The sequence below is a fragment of the Flavobacterium hydrophilum genome (assembly GCF_003202405.1).
Taxonomy (GTDB): domain Bacteria; phylum Bacteroidota; class Bacteroidia; order Flavobacteriales; family Flavobacteriaceae; genus Flavobacterium; species Flavobacterium hydrophilum.
In genome coordinates this window covers 381,599-398,796 of record NZ_QJHL01000005.1, presented here as the reverse complement: position 1 = coordinate 398,796, position 17,198 = coordinate 381,599, and the positions used below count along the sequence as shown (strand labels likewise).

The window sequence follows — 17,198 nt, the reverse complement described above, 5'->3', positions numbered from 1 at the left end:
AGCTATTGCACCAACAACAGCTTTAGCAAACGGTACTTATTACGGAGCGATTTTAGACCCAGTAACAGGTTGTGAAAGTGCTGTCAGATTGCAGGTTACTGCTACCATAAACGACCCAGGTACACCGACTACTACAGATAATACTCAGGATTTCTGTTTAGTCAATGCACCAACAGTTGCCAATATTCAGGTAAACGAAGCAAATGTTGTTTGGTATAATTCCTTGACCAGTACAATAGCTATTGCACCAACAACAGCTTTAGCAAACGGTACTTATTACGGAGCGATTTTAGACCCAGTAACAGGTTGTGAAAGTGCTGTCAGATTGCAGGTTACTGCTACCATAAACGACCCAGGTACACCGACTACTACAGATAATACACAGGATTTCTGTTTAGTCAATGCACCAACAGTTGCCAATATTCAGGTAAATGAAGCAAATGTTGTTTGGTATAATTCCTTGACCAGTACAATAGCTATTGCCACAACAACAGCTTTAACAAACGGTATTTATTACGGAGCTATTTTAGATCCAGTAAACAATTGTGAAAGTGCTGTCAGATTGCAGGTTACTGCTACCATAAATGATCCATTAACTCCAACCACTACTGATAATACTCAGGATTTCTGTTTAGTAAATGCGCCGACAGTTGCCAGTATTCAGGTAAATGAAGCTAATGTAGTTTGGTACAATTCATTGACAAGTACGACAGTTATAGCACCAACAACAGCTTTAGCAAACGGTATTTACTACGGAGCGATTTTAGATCCTGTAACCAATTGTGAAAGCGCTGTAAGATTACAGGTTACTGCTACCATAAATGATCCATTAACTCCAACCACTACTGATAATACACAGGATTTCTGTTTGGTGAATGCACCAACAGTTGCCAGTATTCAGGTAAATGAAGCTAATGTAGTTTGGTACAATTCCTTGACCAGTACAACAGCAATCGCACCAACAACGGCTTTAGCAAACGGTATTTATTACGGAGCGATTTTAGATCCTGTAACAGGTTGTGAAAGCGCTTTAAGATTACAAGTTACTGTAACTATTACTGATCCATTAACTCCAACCACTACTGATAACACACAGGATTTCTGTTTGGTGAATGCACCAACAGTTGCCAGTATTCAGGTAAATGAGGCTAATGTTGTTTGGTATAATTCCTTGACCAGTACAACAGCAATCGCACCAACAACGGCTTTAGCAAACGGTATTTACTACGGAGCGATTTTAGATCCAGTAACCAATTGTGAAAGTGCTGTCAGATTGCAGGTTACTGCTACCATAAATGATCCGGGCACACCGACTACAACAGATGCAACACAAGATTTCTGTTTAGTAAATGCGCCGACAGTTGCCAGTATTCAGGTAAATGAGGCAAATGTTGTTTGGTATAATTCATTGACAAGTACGACAGTTATAGCACCAACAACAGCTTTAGCAAACGGTATTTACTACGGAGCGATTTTAGATCCTGTAACAGGTTGTGAAAGCGCTGTAAGATTACAAGTTACTGTAACTATTACTGATCCATTAACTCCAACCACTACTGATAATACACAGGATTTCTGTTTGGTGAATGCACCAACAGTTGCCAGTATTCAGGTAAATGAGGCTAATGTTGTTTGGTATAATTCATTGACCAGTACAACAGCAATCGCACCTACAACAGCTTTGGCAAACGGAATTTACTACGGAGCGATTTTAGACCCAGTAACAGGTTGTGAAAGTACTGTAAGATTACAAGTTACTATTACAATCAATGATCCTGGTACTCCAACTACAACAGACAATACACAGGATTTCTGTTTGGTGAATGCACCGACAGTTGCCAATATTCAGGTAAATGAGGCAAATGTTGTTTGGTATAATTCATTGACCAGTACAACAGTTATAGCACCAACAACAGCTTTAGCAAACGGAATTTACTATGGAGCGATTTTAGACCCAGTAACAGGTTGTGAAAGCGCTGTAAGATTACAAGTTACTGTAACTATTACTGATCCATTAACTCCAACTACTACTGATAATACACAGGATTTCTGTTTGGTGAATGCACCAACAGTTGCCAGTATTCAGGTAAATGAAGCTAATGTAGTTTGGTACAATTCACTGACAAGTACGACAGCTATAGCACCAACAACAGCTTTAGCAAACGGTATTTATTACGGAGCGATTTTAGACCCAGTAACAGGTTGTGAAAGCGCTGTAAGATTACAGGTTACTGCTACCATAAATGATCCGGGTACACCGACTACAACAGATGCAACACAAGATTTCTGTTTAGTGAATGCGCCAACAGTTGCCAGTATTCAGGTAAACGAAGCAAATGTTGTTTGGTATAATTCATTGACCAGTACAACAGCTATTGCACCAACAACAGCTTTAGCAAACGGTATTTATTACGGAGCTATTTTAGACCCAGTAACAGGTTGTGAAAGCGCTGTAAGATTACAGGTTACTGCTACCATAAATGATCCGGGCACACCGACTACAACAGATGCAACACAAGATTTCTGTTTAGTGAATGCGCCGACAGTTGCCAGTATTCAGGTAAATGAAGCTAATGTAGTTTGGTACAATTCATTGACAAGTACGACAGTTATAGCACCAACAACAGCTTTAGCAAACGGTATTTACTACGGAGCGATTTTAGATCCTGTAACAGGTTGTGAAAGCGCTGTAAGATTACAAGTTACTGTAACTATTACTGATCCATTAACTCCAACCACTACTGATAATACACAGGATTTCTGTTTGGTGAATGCACCAACAGTTGCCAGTATTCAGGTAAATGAAGCTAATGTAGTTTGGTACAATTCATTGACCAGTACAACAGCAATCGCACCAACAACAGCCTTGGCTAATGGTATTTATTACGGAGCAATTTTAGACCCTGTAACAGGCTGTCAAAGTTCAGTTCGTTTGCAGGTAACTATTTCTGTAGATGATCCTGGTACGCCAACAACTACTGATAATACACAGGATTTCTGTTTGGTGAATGCGCCAACAGTTGCCAGTATTCAGGTAAACGAAGCAAATGTTGTTTGGTATAATTCATTGACCAGTACAACAGCTATTGCACCAACAACAGCCTTGGTAAACGGCATTTATTTCGGAGCTATTTTAGACCCAGTAACAGGTTGTGAAAGTGCTGTAAGATTACAGGTTACTGTTACTGTAACTAACCCGGCTACACCAACAACTACAGATAATACGCAAGATTTCTGTATTTCAAATGCACCAACGGTTGCCAATATTCAGGTAAATGAAACCAATGTTGTTTGGTATGGTACATTAACCGGTGTAACACCACTTGCACCAACTACAGTTTTAGTAAACGGAATCTACTATGGAGTTATTTTGAATCCGATGACAGGTTGTGAAAGCAGTACAAGATTGCAGGTAAGTGTGACGATTAATAATCCAACAGCAACACCAACGACAAACTCAGCAACTCAAAACTTCTGTTCATTAAATGCACCAACAGTAGCCAATATTCAGGTAAATGAAGCTAACGTAGTTTGGTACAATAATCCGAGTGGAGGAACGGCATTAGCTTCAATAACACCTTTAGCTACAGGGCTATATTATGGAGCTATTTCAAGTACAATAGGATGCGAAAATCCTGTTCGATTGATAGTTACAGTAAATGTGAATGTTCCTGGAGTAGTTACTACTACAAATACAGCGCAAAAGTTTTGTTTATCTAAAATACCAACAATTGCTAATATTCAGGTAAATGAACCAAATGTAGTTTGGTATAATAATCCAACAGGAGGAATACCATTAGCCGCAAATACGCCGCTTACAGCTACAACTTATTATGCTACGTTACTTAGCAATATAACAAATGGCTGTGCAAATGCGACACGTTTAGCAATAACGGTTAGTTTTGAAAATGACGCCTTGTATCCAATTACTTCAACAGACGACACACCATGTGTTTTCCAAGGTGTAACATATTCAGTAGCAAACGGAAAATCAAATTATGTTTGGTCTGTTACTAACGGAACAGTAACCTCAGGCGGAGGAACTGCAGATGGATCTGTAACAGTTTCATGGTCAGATATCGGTGCAGGAACAGTTACGGTAACTTACATCAATACATGTGATGAAACGACTACAAAAACATTAAATGTTACAGTAGCAACATGTTCAGATCTTACTATAACGAATACGGTTAGTAATCCTACTCCTAATTTCGGTGAAGAAATTGTCTTTACAATAACAGTAAACAATGTTGGTCAGGGTACTATTCTTAATACACTGGTTAGTGATTTGCTTCCAAGCGGATATGAATTTGTATCAGCTTCAACATCAGCAGGTGTATATGATGCATCTCAGATTTGGACAATTCCGACATTAAGTCCTGGAGAAAGTGAAACGCTCGAAATCAGAGTCATTGTGTTGCCAAATGGTAATTACTTAAATGTAGCCACTATTGAAATTTCAACTCCTTTAGATGTTGATCCAACAAACAATACAGCTTCAGCGACTATAGAACCAATTTGTTTAACAGTTTATAACGAGTTCACACCAAATAGTGATGGAGCAAATGACCTTTTCAGAATTGACTGTATCGAATCATATCCAAATAATGAATTAAAAGTATTTAACAGATATGGTGCTTTAGTATACAGTAAAAGAGGGTATCAAAATGATTGGGACGGTACAGCAAATGTATCCGGAGTGATAAATAGAGGAGATATGCTGCCAACCGGTACTTATTTTTATGTAATAGAAATTGGAGACGGAAAAGTTAAAAAAGGATGGTTATCTATAATGAGATAAGCACCGTTATTAATCATCTAATTAATTTAAAACTAAATAAGTATCGTTATGAAACTATATATAAAATTAGAAACGTATTTAATCTTAATATGTTCTATCATCACATTTAGTGCAACTGCACAGCAAGATCCTGAGTATACACAATATATGTATAATACAATGGCGGTAAATCCGGCTTATGCCGGGTCTACCGGTGTTTTAGAAGCTACACTTTTACATCGTTCACAATGGGTCGGAATTTCAGGTGCTCCTGAAACACAATCATTTTCTATTCACGCACCACTCCGAAACGAAAAAGTTGGTTTAGGATTTAGTGTAGTTAATGATAAAATTGGTCCTTCAAGTGAATTATACGTTGATGGAAACTTTTCTTATTCTTTGGCATTAGGCTATGAAAAAAGGCTGGCATTTGGTTTAAAAGCCGGTATGAGAATGCTTAATATAGACTGGACCAAAGGAAGGTATTATGATCCTAATGATGTCCTCTTGAATCAGAATATTGACAATCAGATGAAATTAGCCGTTGGGGCAGGGGTTTACTATTATACCGATAAATGGTATTTAGGATTTGCAATTCCAAGTTTTATCGAAAATGATTATTATGATGATGTTCAGGAGTCTATAAATTATGATCGTCTGCATTATTATTTTATGGGAGGATACGTGTTTGATTTAAATCCAAATTTAAAATTCAAACCTGCATTTTTAGTAAAAGCAGTAAGTGGCGCTCCACTTACCGCTGATGTTTCTGCAAATTTTATGATTTATGAAAAATTTGTTATCGGCGCATCGTATCGTACAGATGATTCTGTGAGTGCTTTGGCAGGTTTTCAAATATCAAGAAGTTTTTATCTCGGATACGCTTTTGATTACACAATAAGTGAATTGAATAAGTATAATGATGGTTCGCATGAAATCATTCTGAAATATCAGTTTAACAAAAATGAAAGCAAAATCAAATCACCTCGATTCTTCTAAAAAATAATCTTATGAAAAAACTATATATCCTAAGTTTAGTTTTGAGTTTTACGGTTTGTTTTGCTCAGACTAATTTAAAAAAGGCCGATGCACTGTTTAAAAACTATTCTTATGCCGATGCTTCAAAAGCATACGAAGAAATTTTACAGAATATAAAAAAGCCTTCGACACAAACGATAAAGAATGCAGCTGATTCGTATTATTTCATTTCCGATTCAAGAAATGCATTAAAATGGTACAGAAAATTATACGAAGTACAGGGCAATAATTTAACGGATATTTACTATTTACGCTACATACAATCTATGAAAGCAGTTATGGATTACGATGAAGCAAATAGGGTTACGAAAGAATATCTGGATAAAAAAGGCGATAAAAATGAAATCAACAGATATCTGGCTCAAAAAAAGCAAATGGACAGTTTATCCAAAACCAAATCGCTTTATGAAATAAAAGATCTGGATATCAACACTAGTAAATCAGATTTTGGTGCCACATTTTTTCAGGACAAAATTGTTTTTACCTCTGCAAGAGATACCACTAAGTTTAGTGAAAAGCTATACACCTGGAATAATCAGCCTTTTTTGAACTTATATATTGCCGAAAGAAATCAGGCTGATGCGAGTTTGTTTAATGAAACAGTATTTTTACCAAATGTAATGACTAAGTATCACGAGGCAACGGCCACTTTTGGGGCAGATGGTAAAACAATTTATTATACTACAAACATTGTTAAAAAGAATAAATTGGTTGTTGATGAAACAAAAACCAATAATTTTCAAATTATTAAAGGGGCTATAGTTGACAATAAGTTAGAAAATCCCCAAAAAGTATTTTTCAATAGTGATGATTATTCTGTCGGGCACCCTTCATTAAGCGAAGACGGAGAATGGCTTTTCTTTGCGTCAGATATGCCGGGAGGTTACGGGGAAACCGATTTGTACTATGTAAAGATAGCTGCTGATGGAACCATGAGTTCTCCTGTAAATTTAGGCTCAAAAATTAATACTATTGGAAACGATCTTTTTCCGTTTTTCAGCAATGGTGTGCTTTATTTTTCTTCAGACGGTCATTACGGCTGGGGGGATCTGGATATTTATGAAAGTAAATTTTTATCTGATGGAAGTTTTTCTGATCCACGAAATTTGGGAGCTCCGATAAATAGTAATAAAGATGATTTTGCTTTTATAATTGATAAAACAGGTCGTTTTGGTTACATGTCTTCAAACAGAGAAGGCGGAAAGGGCGATGATGATATTTATTCTTTTACCAAGGGGATTCCGGTTTGCAATCAGACTATTTCGGGAATTGCAGTAGATCGTAAAACAAAATTACCTCTTTCAGACGTTGTAATTATGGGATACAACTCTTTTAGTGATATTCTCGGCGAAACAAAAACAAATTATGAAGGAAAGTATGCCTTAAGTGTTCCATGCGGAAAAACAGTTAAAATGATTGCTGCAAAACCGAATTACAGCAGCGACGAAAAAATTGTAGAAACTTCAATACAAAACGAAGGTGAAATTCCAAATATCAATTTTGAGCTCAGCAATTATGATGATTTGGTAGTAAAGAAAAAAGGTGTAGAAAAAGTAGACGTAAAACCCATTTATTTTGATTACGACAAATACGATATCACGCCTTTGGCTATCGAAGAATTGACAAAAGTGGTTTTTATCATGCAAAAATTCCCAAACATCCGTATTAAAATTGAATCTCATACGGATTCCCGCGGAAAAGATGCTTACAATTTAAAGCTTTCTGATAACAGGGCAAAATCGACTCGTGATTATATTATTTCACAAAATATTGATGCTTCAAGAATCGAAAGTGCAATTGGTTATGGTGAAAGCCGATTAATTAATAAATGTAAAAATGGTGTAAAATGCACCGAAGAAGAACATTTATTAAACAGACGTTCGGACTTTATAATTATTCAAAAATAAATTTGGTGTTATATTAGGTTGTTGATTATCAGTTTTAAAAGTATAGAACTTAAAACCGTTTGGAAGCTGGTTTTGTTTAATTCTTTTTTAAGAATAATGGACAAGAAGAAAATCAAGTTGCATTAATTTGCAGCTTGATTTTTGATTTTTTAAAACTTTTTGGATTTAATATTTTACAATAAAAAATAATCCTAATTTTGAGGCTCAGTTTTTCTAAATTACAATCGGCACTATTTTAATAATTTATGAGTATTCAAGAGACAATTCAGGCTTTACGAAATGAACTTAATCAGCACAATTACAATTATTATGTACTTGATGACGCTACAATTTCTGATTATGACTTTGACTTAAAACTGAAGGAACTTCAGGATTTAGAAAAAAAACATCCTGAATTTTTTGACGAGCATTCTCCAACACAGCGGGTTGGAGGAACGGTTACCAAAAATTTCAAAACCATTGCACATCAATTTAGAATGTATTCTTTGGATAATTCCTATTCCAAAGAAGATTTATTGGACTGGGAAAACCGAATTCAGAGAGTTTTGGGAAATGTGGATTTACAATATACCTGTGAATTAAAATACGACGGAGCTTCAATAAGTATTTCATACGAAAATGGAAAACTGGTACAGGCTTTAACACGTGGAGATGGTTTTCAGGGTGATGAGGTTACTAATAATATCAAAACAATTAAATCAATTCCGTTAAAATTAAAAGGAAATTATCCTGATAAGTTTGATATACGCGGAGAAATCATTTTACCCTTAAAAGGTTTCGAAAAAATGAATCAGGACTTAATTGAAATTGGAGAAACACCCTATTCAAATCCAAGAAATACAGCTTCAGGAAGTTTAAAACTGCAAGATAGTGCTGAGGTTGCCAAACGTCCTTTAGAATGTTTATTATATTCAGTAACAAGTAATAATTTGCCTTTCTCTTCACAAATTGAAGGCTTACAATCTGCAAGGGACTGGGGATTTAAAGTGCCAAGTGAAGCAAAATTGGCCAATAACTTGCAAGAAGTTTTCGACTTCATTGACTATTGGGATATACATCGTCATAAATTGCCTTATGAAACGGATGGTGTGGTTGTAAAAGTAAACAGTTTCCGTCATCAGGAAGAATTAGGTTATACGGCAAAATCACCTCGTTGGGCAATCGCATATAAATTTAAAGCAGAACAGGTTTCAACTAAACTAAATTCGATTTCCTATCAGGTTGGGCGTACCGGAGCAATAACTCCTGTTGCTAACTTAGTGCCGGTGCAATTGGCAGGAACTATTGTAAAAAGAGCTTCATTACATAATGCTGATCAAATTGAGAAATTAGACATTCGAATAAATGATACTGTTTTTGTTGAAAAAGGAGGTGAAATTATTCCGAAAATTATTGCTGTGGATTTAGAGCAGCGTCCAGAGAATTCAGAAAAAACAGTATATATTACACATTGTCCGGAATGCCAGACAGAATTAATTCGAAGCGAAGGAGAAGCCAATCACTATTGCCCGAATTTCTATGGTTGCCCTCCGCAGATTATTGGCAGAATCCAGCATTATATTTCAAGAAAAGCAATGGATATTGAAGGTCTAGGTGGGGAAACGGTTGCTTTGCTTTTCAAAAATGATCTGGTTCATAATTATGCTGATTTATATGAATTGAAAGTAGAAGATATTTTGCATTTAGAAAGAATGGCACAAAAATCTGCTGAAAATCTGGTAAATGGTGTTGAGAAATCAAAAGAAATTCCGTTTGAAAGTGTATTGTTTGCACTCGGAATTCGTTTTGTGGGTGAAACCGTTGCTAAAAAGTTAGCAAAACACTACAAAAACATCGATGCATTAAGCCAGGCTTCGTTAATGGAATTAATCTTGGTTGATGAAATTGGAGAACGAATTGCAAAAAGTGTGATTGAGTTTTTCGAAAATGAAGAAAACAAACAAATAATAAACCGCTTAAAAAGTTATGGTGTTCAATTTGAAATAGTTGAAAAAATAAATCCAAATGCTACTGAAAAATTCATTGGGAAAACATTTGTTGTGTCAGGTGTTTTTGCTCAGTTTTCAAGAGATGACCTAAAGAAAACCATAGAAGATAACGGCGGTAAAGTAGGAAGCTCCATTTCTGCAAAAACAGATTTTGTAGTAGCCGGAGATAATATGGGACCTGCAAAATTAGAAAAAGCAAATAAATTAAATATTCCAATATTATCTGAACAAGAATTTATAAATAAACTGAATGAAAGCAAGTAGACCTTCATTGATTTTATATTCGACTGCATTTTTTTTTACAATTTTGTTTGATATCCTACAATACGATTATCTTACAGTTTGTATGAAATCAATTGTAATTCCTTCAGTTTTCTTCTACTTTTATTCGTCAAATAATTTTAAAATTAGTAAAACCCAAATTTTAATTTTTTCTTTGTGTTTTGTTGGAGAAGTTTTTCATCTTATGGATGTAGAAATTTCAAATATTGGATCTTTAATATGCTTTTTGTTTGTTTATTTACTATTAATCAAAAAGATTATTGTTGAAAAGATAAAACTTAAAAGAACTGACCTGCTGCCACTTGCTCTGGTAATTTTAATAATTCTATATTTATTGTTTTCTGTATTAAGTCTACAGTTTGACAAAATGGAAGATTATCACTTATTGTACGGGATTTACGGTGTTGTATTAAGTGTTTTAGGAATTATATGTTATACAAAATATATAACCAGAGGTACTTATGTTACCTTGCTGTTAACATTAATGATTACCAGTTTTATAATTTCTGATATCTTTTTTATTTTTAATGAATATTTTTCCTATTCTTTAGTATTGATTCTAATTCGGGATATTGCACAAATTCTGGCGTATTTTTTTATGGCAAAATACTTTATAGTTTCAAATAAAAAAAGGATTAAACAATAATTGATTTACCCTGATTGGTATGTGATTTATTTTTATCAAAATAGAAATCTATTCTTCCTAAATTTATTCCGTAACATCCCACCTGATTTACTAATACATTTTCACCGGCTTTATTTTTTACAATAGTTGGTTTGTCTAAAAAGGTATGTGTATGTCCGCCAATAATCAAATCAATATTCTGTGTCAGCTCGGCTAATTTTAAATCACAAATTTTTGTTGCGTCTTCTTTGTATTTATAGCCTAAATGCGAAAGACAGATAACTAAATCGCATTTTTCTTCTTTTTTTAATAATTGAGTTATATCCTGCGCAATTTCAACAGGATTATTATAAACGGTTTCCTTGTACATTTTTTTGTCAACCAATCCGTCAAGCTCTATTCCTAAACCAAAAACACCAACTTTTATTCCATTTTTATTGAAGATTTTGTAGGGTTTTACAAGTCCGTTCATGATTGTATTCTTAAAATCATAATTAGAACAGATAAATTCAAAACTGGCGTGTGGCATTTGCGCATACAATCCGTCAAGACCATTATCAAAATCATGGTTTCCAATTGTAGAAGCATCATATTTCATCATGCTCATTAGCTTAAATTCAAGTTCGCCACCATAATAATTAAAATAAGGAGTTCCCTGAAAAATATCACCTGCATCTAATAAAAGTACATTTGGATTTTCTTTACGAATAGTTTCAATAAGTGCTGCCCTGCGCGATACCCCGCCTTTATTAGGATTGCGTGGATCATCAGCAGGAAAAGGATCTATATGGCTGTGCACATCATTTGTATGCAGAACCGTTAGATGTTTTATTTCGTTTGTTTCAAAACTGCTCAATGATAGACCTAAACTTAATAGTGCAGTACTTGCAGCGGTCTTTTCGATAAATTCTCTTCTTTTCATTTTATATGTTTTTTGCGAAAAGCGGGTGTTTTAATCTCTAATTCAATTTGATTATTCTTCTGTAATCCTAATATCTTTTGGAACCGGAATCGTATCGACTTCTTTAAAATAATCAATCAGTACATTTCGAAGTTTATAATTCAAATCAAATTTCTGAACAGCTTTCAGGAAAAAGTTCATGCTGTCACCTCCATTTGCCAGGTAGTCGTTTGTGGCAACATAGTATGTTTTGTTTGTATCGAGAAGTTTTCCCTGAATTAGAATATTTTTAGGACTATTGTCTCTTGTAATGGTAAAAGTCATTCCGGCCAGGGGATGAGGTTTTTTTTCTTTAATCATATAGTTCACCATTTCAAGAATATGATCGCCTTTTAAAGCCAGTACCACCAAATTATTTTCAAAAGGCATAATTTCAAAAGCTGTTCTTGTAGTAACATTTCCTACCGGTAATATCGCTCTGATTCCGCCATGATTTAAGAAACACAAATCGATATCCTTTTTTTCACGGGCTCTAAAAACCTGATTGCCTTTTTGTAGGCAAACATCAGCCAGTAGATTTCCAATATTTGTTTGCCATTTGCCAGTGCTTTTATCAAGTGTTTCCGGACAATAAGCTAATACGTTGTCTAAATCTTTATTGATATGATCCCGAAAAGGCTTGATGAAATTTTCAATCTCAGGAGTTTGATTGTCTTTTTCAGTAACAGGAAGTTGTTTTCCTTCTATCTTAGTTACATTATAATTTTTCGGGCTGCATGAAAATATAAAAAAAAGTGTTAAGAATATAACAAAAAGTTTTAAAAATCCGTTATACTTTTTTAGTTTTACCATCTTAAATGCGACTTAAATAATTAATTTTGTAATCTGGTAAAAGTAGTATGTTTTTAAATTATTTGAAGGATTTTTTTATAAAAAAAACATTAAAAAATAATTTACATAATGTAAAAAATGAAGTCTTTACCAGTAATATACAAACAATTGGCTTATTGATTGATGAAAGTGATTTTAAGCATTCAAAAGCACTCATAAAGGAATTAGTTTCAAATAGGATTGATTTTGAAAGAATTAAAGTTGTTGTGTACAGGAATAAATTTAAGGACAAAAAAGAATACTCGTTTCCTACTTTTGGAAAAAAGCATGTAGATTGGAAAGGCGACAGTAGGATAGATTTTTTGGCTGAATTTATTGAGACAGAATTTGATCTTTTGATTAGTTATTACGATGTTCAAAAACCCATTTTGAAACTGATTACTAATAAATCAAAAGCTAAATTTAAAGTTGGATTTGCATCAATCGATAAAAATATAAATCGGTGGATGATAAATACTTCTTTAGGTAATTATAAACTTTTCGTTTTCGAATTGTTTAAGTATTTAAAAAGTATAAAATAAAAATATAAATTAGAATATGCAATCATTAATAGGAACTGGTGTTGCCCTTGTCACTCCATTTAAAAAAGATTTTTCAGTTGATATCGAAGCATTACAGCGAATTGTTAATTTTTCGATTGATGGTGGGGTTGAATATCTTGTTGTTATGGGGACAACCGCAGAAAATGCGACTTTAACACAAGCTGAAAAAGAATTAGTCATTAATACAGTAATTGAAGTAAATAATGGAAGATTGCCTTTGGTTCTTGGAGTTGGAGGTAATAATACGATGCAGGTTGTTGAAGAATTAAAAACCAGGGATTTTTCAGCATTTGAAGCCATTCTCTCTGTTTCTCCTTATTATAATAAACCTACCCAGGAAGGAATTTATCAGCATTTTAAAGCTATTGCAGAGGCTTCTCCTATACCTGTGATTTTATATAATGTTCCGGGCAGAACATCAAGTAATATGCTGCCGTCAACGGTTGTTCGTCTGGCAAATGAATTTGAAAATGTGGTAGCAATAAAAGAGGCAGCCGGCGACATGGCTCAGGCACTTCAGTTGATTAAAAATGCTCCAAAAGATTTTCTGGTTATTTCTGGCGATGATATGATTGCTTTACCTATAGTTTTAGCGGGAGGAGGAGGAGTAATATCAGTTATTGGGCAAGGTTTTCCAAAAGAATTTTCAGAAATGATTCGTTTAGGACTGAACCGAAAAGTAAATGAGGCTTTCAAAACGCATTACTTTTTGTCTGATTGTATTGATATGATTTTTGAACAAGGAAATCCTGCCGGAATCAAGCATGTGTTCCAGTTACTTGGAATTGCTGATAATACGGTACGTTTGCCATTGGTATCAGTAGATGAATCATTAGCAGAACGATTAGATGAATTTGTAAAAACAGCATTAAAATAAAATAAAAATCTCCATATTTTATTATACCAAAAAATATTTTGTAGTAGCTAAATTAATAACTAAATTTGCCACCGAATCTTCGGTGTGATTTTGCTTTGCCTAATTGTCTAAGAAATCATAATAATAGTAAGAAAATGAAAAAAATAGTATCGCTGTTAATTGTTGTTGCCCTTTTTTGTTCTTGTAGTGATTACCAAAAGGCATTAAAAAATGAAGATGTTGCAGCAAAGTTTGAAATTGCAACAAAGATGTATGAAGCAGGAAAGTATAATAAAGCAATCAGACTTTTTGAGCAATTAGCACCAACATACAGAGGAAAACCTCAGGCGGAAAAACTGTTTTATATGTTTTCCCAGTCGTATTATAAAACAAAACAATATTATTTGGCAGGATATCAATTTGAAAGTTTTGTATCGGGTTATCCACGAAGTGAAAAAGTTCAGGAAGCTGCTTTTTTAGGTGCCTATAGTTATTCTAAATTGGCTCCTGTGTATAGCTTAGATCAGACAGACACGGTTAAAGCATTGGATAAGTTACAAGCTTTTATTGATAATTATCCAAATTCAGAATACATTGCTCAGGCAAATGAAGCTGTGAAGATTTTAAGCGGAAAACTTGAAAAAAAGGCATATGAAAATGCTAAGGGTTACAATACAATTTCCGATTATAAATCAGCATTAATTGCTTTTGATAATTTTATTGCAGATTATCCGGGAACTCCTTTTAAAGAAGATGCCTTATTTTACAAATATGATTCAGCATATCAGTTGGCTATAAATAGTGTTCCGGCTAAAATGGAAGAGCGTTTAAATGTTGCTAAAGTTGCTTATAACAACTTGTTAAAGTTTAAAAGCGACTCAAAATACAAAGTGAAGGCAGACGAAATGAATGCGAGAGTTGAAACAGATTTACAAAAATTTACTAAATAAATAAAGTCATGGATTTAAAAAAGACGAATGCTCCTGTAAATACAATAACTTACAATAAAACGGTTATTGAAGAGCCAACAGGAAATGTGTATGAGGCAATCACAATTATGGCTAAAAGAGCAAACCAGATTAATTCTGAAATTAAAAAAGAATTAACTGAAAAATTAGAAGAGTTTGCTACTTACAATGACAGTCTTGAGGAAGTTTTTGAAAATAAAGAACAAATTGAAGTCTCTAAATTTTACGAAAAATTACCTAAACCACACGCTTTAGCCGTTCAGGAATGGTTAGACGGTAAAACATACCACAGAGGTTCAAACAAATAATAGTATAATGTCAGTTTTAAGAGGGAAAAAAATTCTACTGGGAGTTTCCGGTGGAATTGCAGCCTATAAAACAGCCTCATTAGTACGACTCTTTATAAAAGCAGGTGCACATGTCCAGGTGATCATGACACCTGCTTCTAAGGATTTTGTAACCCCACTTACGTTATCTACGTTGTCAAAAAATCCTGTACACTCCACTTTCTTTAATCAGGAGGATCAGGATGCTGTTTGGAATAATCATGTTGAATTAGGGCTTTGGGCCGATTTAATGTTGATTGCTCCGGCAACTGCGAATACATTATCTAAAATGGCCACCGGTAATTGTGATAATCTTCTTATTGCAACTTATTTGTCGGCTAAATGTCCTGTTTATTTTGCACCGGCAATGGATTTGGATATGTATAAACATCCTTCTACAATATCAAGTTTTAGTGCTTTAAAGCAATTTGGAAATATAATGATTCCGGCAGAAAATGGAGAATTAGCAAGTGGTTTATCAGGTGAAGGAAGAATGGCTGAGCCTGAAAATATAATCGCTTTTTTAGAAGCTGATTTAGAAAGTAAATTGCCTTTAAAAGGAAAAAAAATCCTAATTACAGCAGGTCCGACATACGAAGCTATAGATCCTGTGCGTTTTATTGGAAATCATTCTTCAGGAAAAATGGGATTTGATATTGCAAATGCTGCTGCTGATTTAGGGGCTTCTGTTATATTGGTTTCCGGACCAACAAATTTGAAAGTTAAAAGTTCTTTGATTGAAGTAATTGATGTAGTTTCTGCTCAGGAAATGTATGATGCCTGTCATTTGTACTTTAATAATGTAGATGTGACCATTGCTGCGGCGGCAGTTGCAGATTACAAGCCGAAAATAATAGCTGTTCAAAAAATTAAAAAAAGTACTGACGAGTTTTCAATTGAACTCGAAAAGACAAAAGACATATTATTATCATTAGGTAAAATCAAAAAAAAACAGTTTTTAATTGGTTTTGCTTTGGAAACTGAAAATGAAATTGAAAATGCTAAGTTGAAAATTCAGAAAAAAAACTTAGATTTGATTGTTTTAAATTCATTGCAGGATAAAGGAGCAGGCTTTCAGCAACCAACTAACAAAGTTACTTTTATTGACAAAGAATTTAAAATTGAACCAATGGATTTAAAGTCAAAAGAGTCAGTTGCAGTTGACATTTTAAACAAAGTTATAGGACATTTTTATGTATAATAAATTAGTTATTTTCTTAACGTTTTTGTTTTTTGGTTTTGCGCAGGCACAACAGTTAAATTGTACTGTTACAATAAATGCGGAAAGATTGCCAACTCCAAATCAGCAGGTTTATAAAACACTTCAGACATCATTGTCTGAATTTATAAATAAAACAGATTGGATTGGATCAGTTTTAAAGCAAAATGAGCGTATTAACTGTTCAATGTACATAACGCTTTTTTCTCATAATTCTGATCAGTTTTCAGGTACTATACAGATTCAATCTTCAAGATTAATTTACAACTCGACTTATTCTTCTCCTGTTTTTAATTTTAACGATAAGGATTTTAATTTTAGATATACAGAATTCGAACCTTTATTGTACAATCCTACTACTTTTGAATCTAATTTAATATCAGTTATATCATTCTACAGTTATATGATTTTAGGTATGGATGCAGATACTTTTCAGTTTGCAGGGGGTAATCCTTATTTTGAAACGGCTCTGAATGTTGCAAACGTAGCACAACAAGGAGGTTCTAAAGGCTGGACTCAGGCTGATGGTCTTCAAAATCGTTATTTTTTGATAAATGATATGGTTGCTCCAACTTATTCTGATTTGAGACAAACAACTTTTCAATACCACACAGGTTTAGATATAATGAGCCAGGATTTAAAAAGTGCAAAAGAGAAGATAAAATCTTCATTAATGCTCATAGGAAAATTGAATTCGGTTAAGCCAAATGCTTTTTTGACAAGAGTATTCTTTGATGCAAAATCAGATGAAATAGTTTCTGTTTTTTCTGGAGGACCAACTATTACAATTACAGATTTAACGGAAAATTTAAATAAGGTTTCGCCTTTAAATTCAACAAAATGGGCGCAGATTAAATATTAATTCAGTTTTTGAC

13 protein-coding genes are annotated in these 17,198 nt (G+C 34.0%); 11 read left to right on the top strand and 2 right to left on the bottom strand.

The annotated features are described in order from the left end of the window. The 5 genes from DMB68_RS19935 to DMB68_RS23690 all read left to right on the top strand — a co-directional run. The coding region (locus tag DMB68_RS19935) for a T9SS type B sorting domain-containing protein (protein WP_124019456.1) at positions 1-4,801 on the top strand (4,801 nt) is incomplete at its 5' end. Positions 4,802-4,849: 48 nt separating this feature from the next. Beyond that, positions 4,850-5,779 (top strand): PorP/SprF family type IX secretion system membrane protein, encoded by a 930-nt coding sequence (locus DMB68_RS19930; protein ID WP_110348389.1) that lies wholly within the window; start codon positions 4,850-4,852, stop codon positions 5,777-5,779. An 11-nt stretch (positions 5,780-5,790) separates the two neighbouring features. After that, positions 5,791-7,725, top strand: coding sequence for an OmpA family protein (locus DMB68_RS19925; protein ID WP_110348388.1), 1,935 nt, complete (start codon positions 5,791-5,793; stop codon positions 7,723-7,725). Between the two features lie 245 nt (positions 7,726-7,970). Next, positions 7,971-9,977 carry an NAD-dependent DNA ligase LigA gene (gene ligA / locus DMB68_RS19920; RefSeq protein ID WP_110348387.1) on the top strand — a complete coding sequence of 669 codons (2,007 nt, stop codon included), beginning with the start codon at positions 7,971-7,973 and terminating at the stop codon, positions 9,975-9,977. Positions 9,978-10,362: 385 nt separating this feature from the next. Then, positions 10,363-10,641, top strand: a complete 279-nt coding sequence (locus DMB68_RS23690; RefSeq protein WP_231131701.1) for a hypothetical protein — start codon at positions 10,363-10,365, stop codon at positions 10,639-10,641. On the opposite strand, the gene DMB68_RS19910 is transcribed toward DMB68_RS23690, so the two are convergent. Together DMB68_RS19910 and DMB68_RS19905 are read right to left on the bottom strand one after the other, a co-directional pair. Next, complete coding sequence (locus tag DMB68_RS19910; RefSeq protein WP_110348385.1) at positions 10,631-11,542, bottom strand: bifunctional metallophosphatase/5'-nucleotidase; 912 nt, start codon at positions 11,540-11,542, stop codon at positions 10,631-10,633. The two genes, DMB68_RS23690 and DMB68_RS19910, sit on opposite strands and share 11 nt — an antisense overlap. Before the next feature lie 51 nt (positions 11,543-11,593). Further along, positions 11,594-12,373: a 5'-nucleotidase C-terminal domain-containing protein gene (locus tag DMB68_RS19905; RefSeq protein ID WP_110348384.1), complete on the bottom strand. Its 780-nt coding sequence runs from the start codon at positions 12,371-12,373 to the stop codon at positions 11,594-11,596. A gap of 47 nt (positions 12,374-12,420) precedes the next feature. On the opposite strand from DMB68_RS19905, the gene DMB68_RS19900 reads away from it, so the two are divergent. The 6 genes from DMB68_RS19900 (at position 12,421) to porD (ending at position 17,185) form a co-directional block, all read left to right on the top strand. Beyond that, positions 12,421-12,933, top strand: coding sequence for a DUF6913 domain-containing protein (locus DMB68_RS19900; protein ID WP_110348383.1), 513 nt, complete (start codon positions 12,421-12,423; stop codon positions 12,931-12,933). Positions 12,934-12,949: 16 nt separating this feature from the next. Further along, positions 12,950-13,831, top strand: a complete 882-nt coding sequence (gene dapA, locus DMB68_RS19895) for a 4-hydroxy-tetrahydrodipicolinate synthase (protein WP_110348382.1) — start codon at positions 12,950-12,952, stop codon at positions 13,829-13,831. Between the two features lie 134 nt (positions 13,832-13,965). After that, on the top strand, positions 13,966-14,760 hold the full coding sequence (locus tag DMB68_RS19890) for an outer membrane protein assembly factor BamD (protein ID WP_110348381.1): 795 nt from the start codon (positions 13,966-13,968) through the stop codon (positions 14,758-14,760). 8 nt (positions 14,761-14,768) lie between these two features. After that, positions 14,769-15,086 carry a DNA-directed RNA polymerase subunit omega gene (locus DMB68_RS19885; RefSeq protein WP_007807938.1) on the top strand — a complete coding sequence of 106 codons (318 nt, stop codon included), beginning with the start codon at positions 14,769-14,771 and terminating at the stop codon, positions 15,084-15,086. Positions 15,087-15,093: 7 nt separating this feature from the next. Further along, a complete protein-coding gene (gene coaBC / locus DMB68_RS19880; protein WP_110348380.1) occupies positions 15,094-16,305 on the top strand; it encodes a bifunctional phosphopantothenoylcysteine decarboxylase/phosphopantothenate--cysteine ligase CoaBC in 1,212 nt (403 codons plus the stop codon). Beyond that, positions 16,298-17,185, top strand: coding sequence for a type IX secretion system protein PorD (gene porD, locus DMB68_RS19875; RefSeq protein WP_110348379.1), 888 nt, complete (start codon positions 16,298-16,300; stop codon positions 17,183-17,185). Before coaBC ends, porD begins: the two co-directional genes overlap by 8 nt. Positions 17,186-17,198: the final 13 nt, after the last annotated feature.

Bases quoted from the DNA above. Each gene is read 5' to 3' on its own strand.
- DMB68_RS19930 (WP_110348389.1), top strand. From the start codon at position 4,850: ATGAAACTATATATAAAATTAGAAACGTATTTAATCTTAATATGTTCT.
- DMB68_RS19925 (WP_110348388.1), top strand. From the start codon at position 5,791: ATGAAAAAACTATATATCCTAAGTTTAGTTTTGAGTTTTACGGTTTGT.
- ligA (WP_110348387.1), top strand. From the start codon at position 7,971: ATGAGTATTCAAGAGACAATTCAGGCTTTACGAAATGAACTTAATCAG.
- DMB68_RS23690 (WP_231131701.1), top strand. From the start codon at position 10,363: ATGGAAGATTATCACTTATTGTACGGGATTTACGGTGTTGTATTAAGT.
- DMB68_RS19910 (WP_110348385.1), bottom strand. From the start codon at position 11,542: ATGAAAAGAAGAGAATTTATCGAAAAGACCGCTGCAAGTACTGCACTA.
- DMB68_RS19905 (WP_110348384.1), bottom strand. From the start codon at position 12,373: ATGGTAAAACTAAAAAAGTATAACGGATTTTTAAAACTTTTTGTTATA.
- DMB68_RS19900 (WP_110348383.1), top strand. From the start codon at position 12,421: ATGTTTTTAAATTATTTGAAGGATTTTTTTATAAAAAAAACATTAAAA.
- dapA (WP_110348382.1), top strand. From the start codon at position 12,950: ATGCAATCATTAATAGGAACTGGTGTTGCCCTTGTCACTCCATTTAAA.
- DMB68_RS19890 (WP_110348381.1), top strand. From the start codon at position 13,966: ATGAAAAAAATAGTATCGCTGTTAATTGTTGTTGCCCTTTTTTGTTCT.
- DMB68_RS19885 (WP_007807938.1), top strand. From the start codon at position 14,769: ATGGATTTAAAAAAGACGAATGCTCCTGTAAATACAATAACTTACAAT.
- coaBC (WP_110348380.1), top strand. From the start codon at position 15,094: ATGTCAGTTTTAAGAGGGAAAAAAATTCTACTGGGAGTTTCCGGTGGA.
- porD (WP_110348379.1), top strand. From the start codon at position 16,298: ATGTATAATAAATTAGTTATTTTCTTAACGTTTTTGTTTTTTGGTTTT.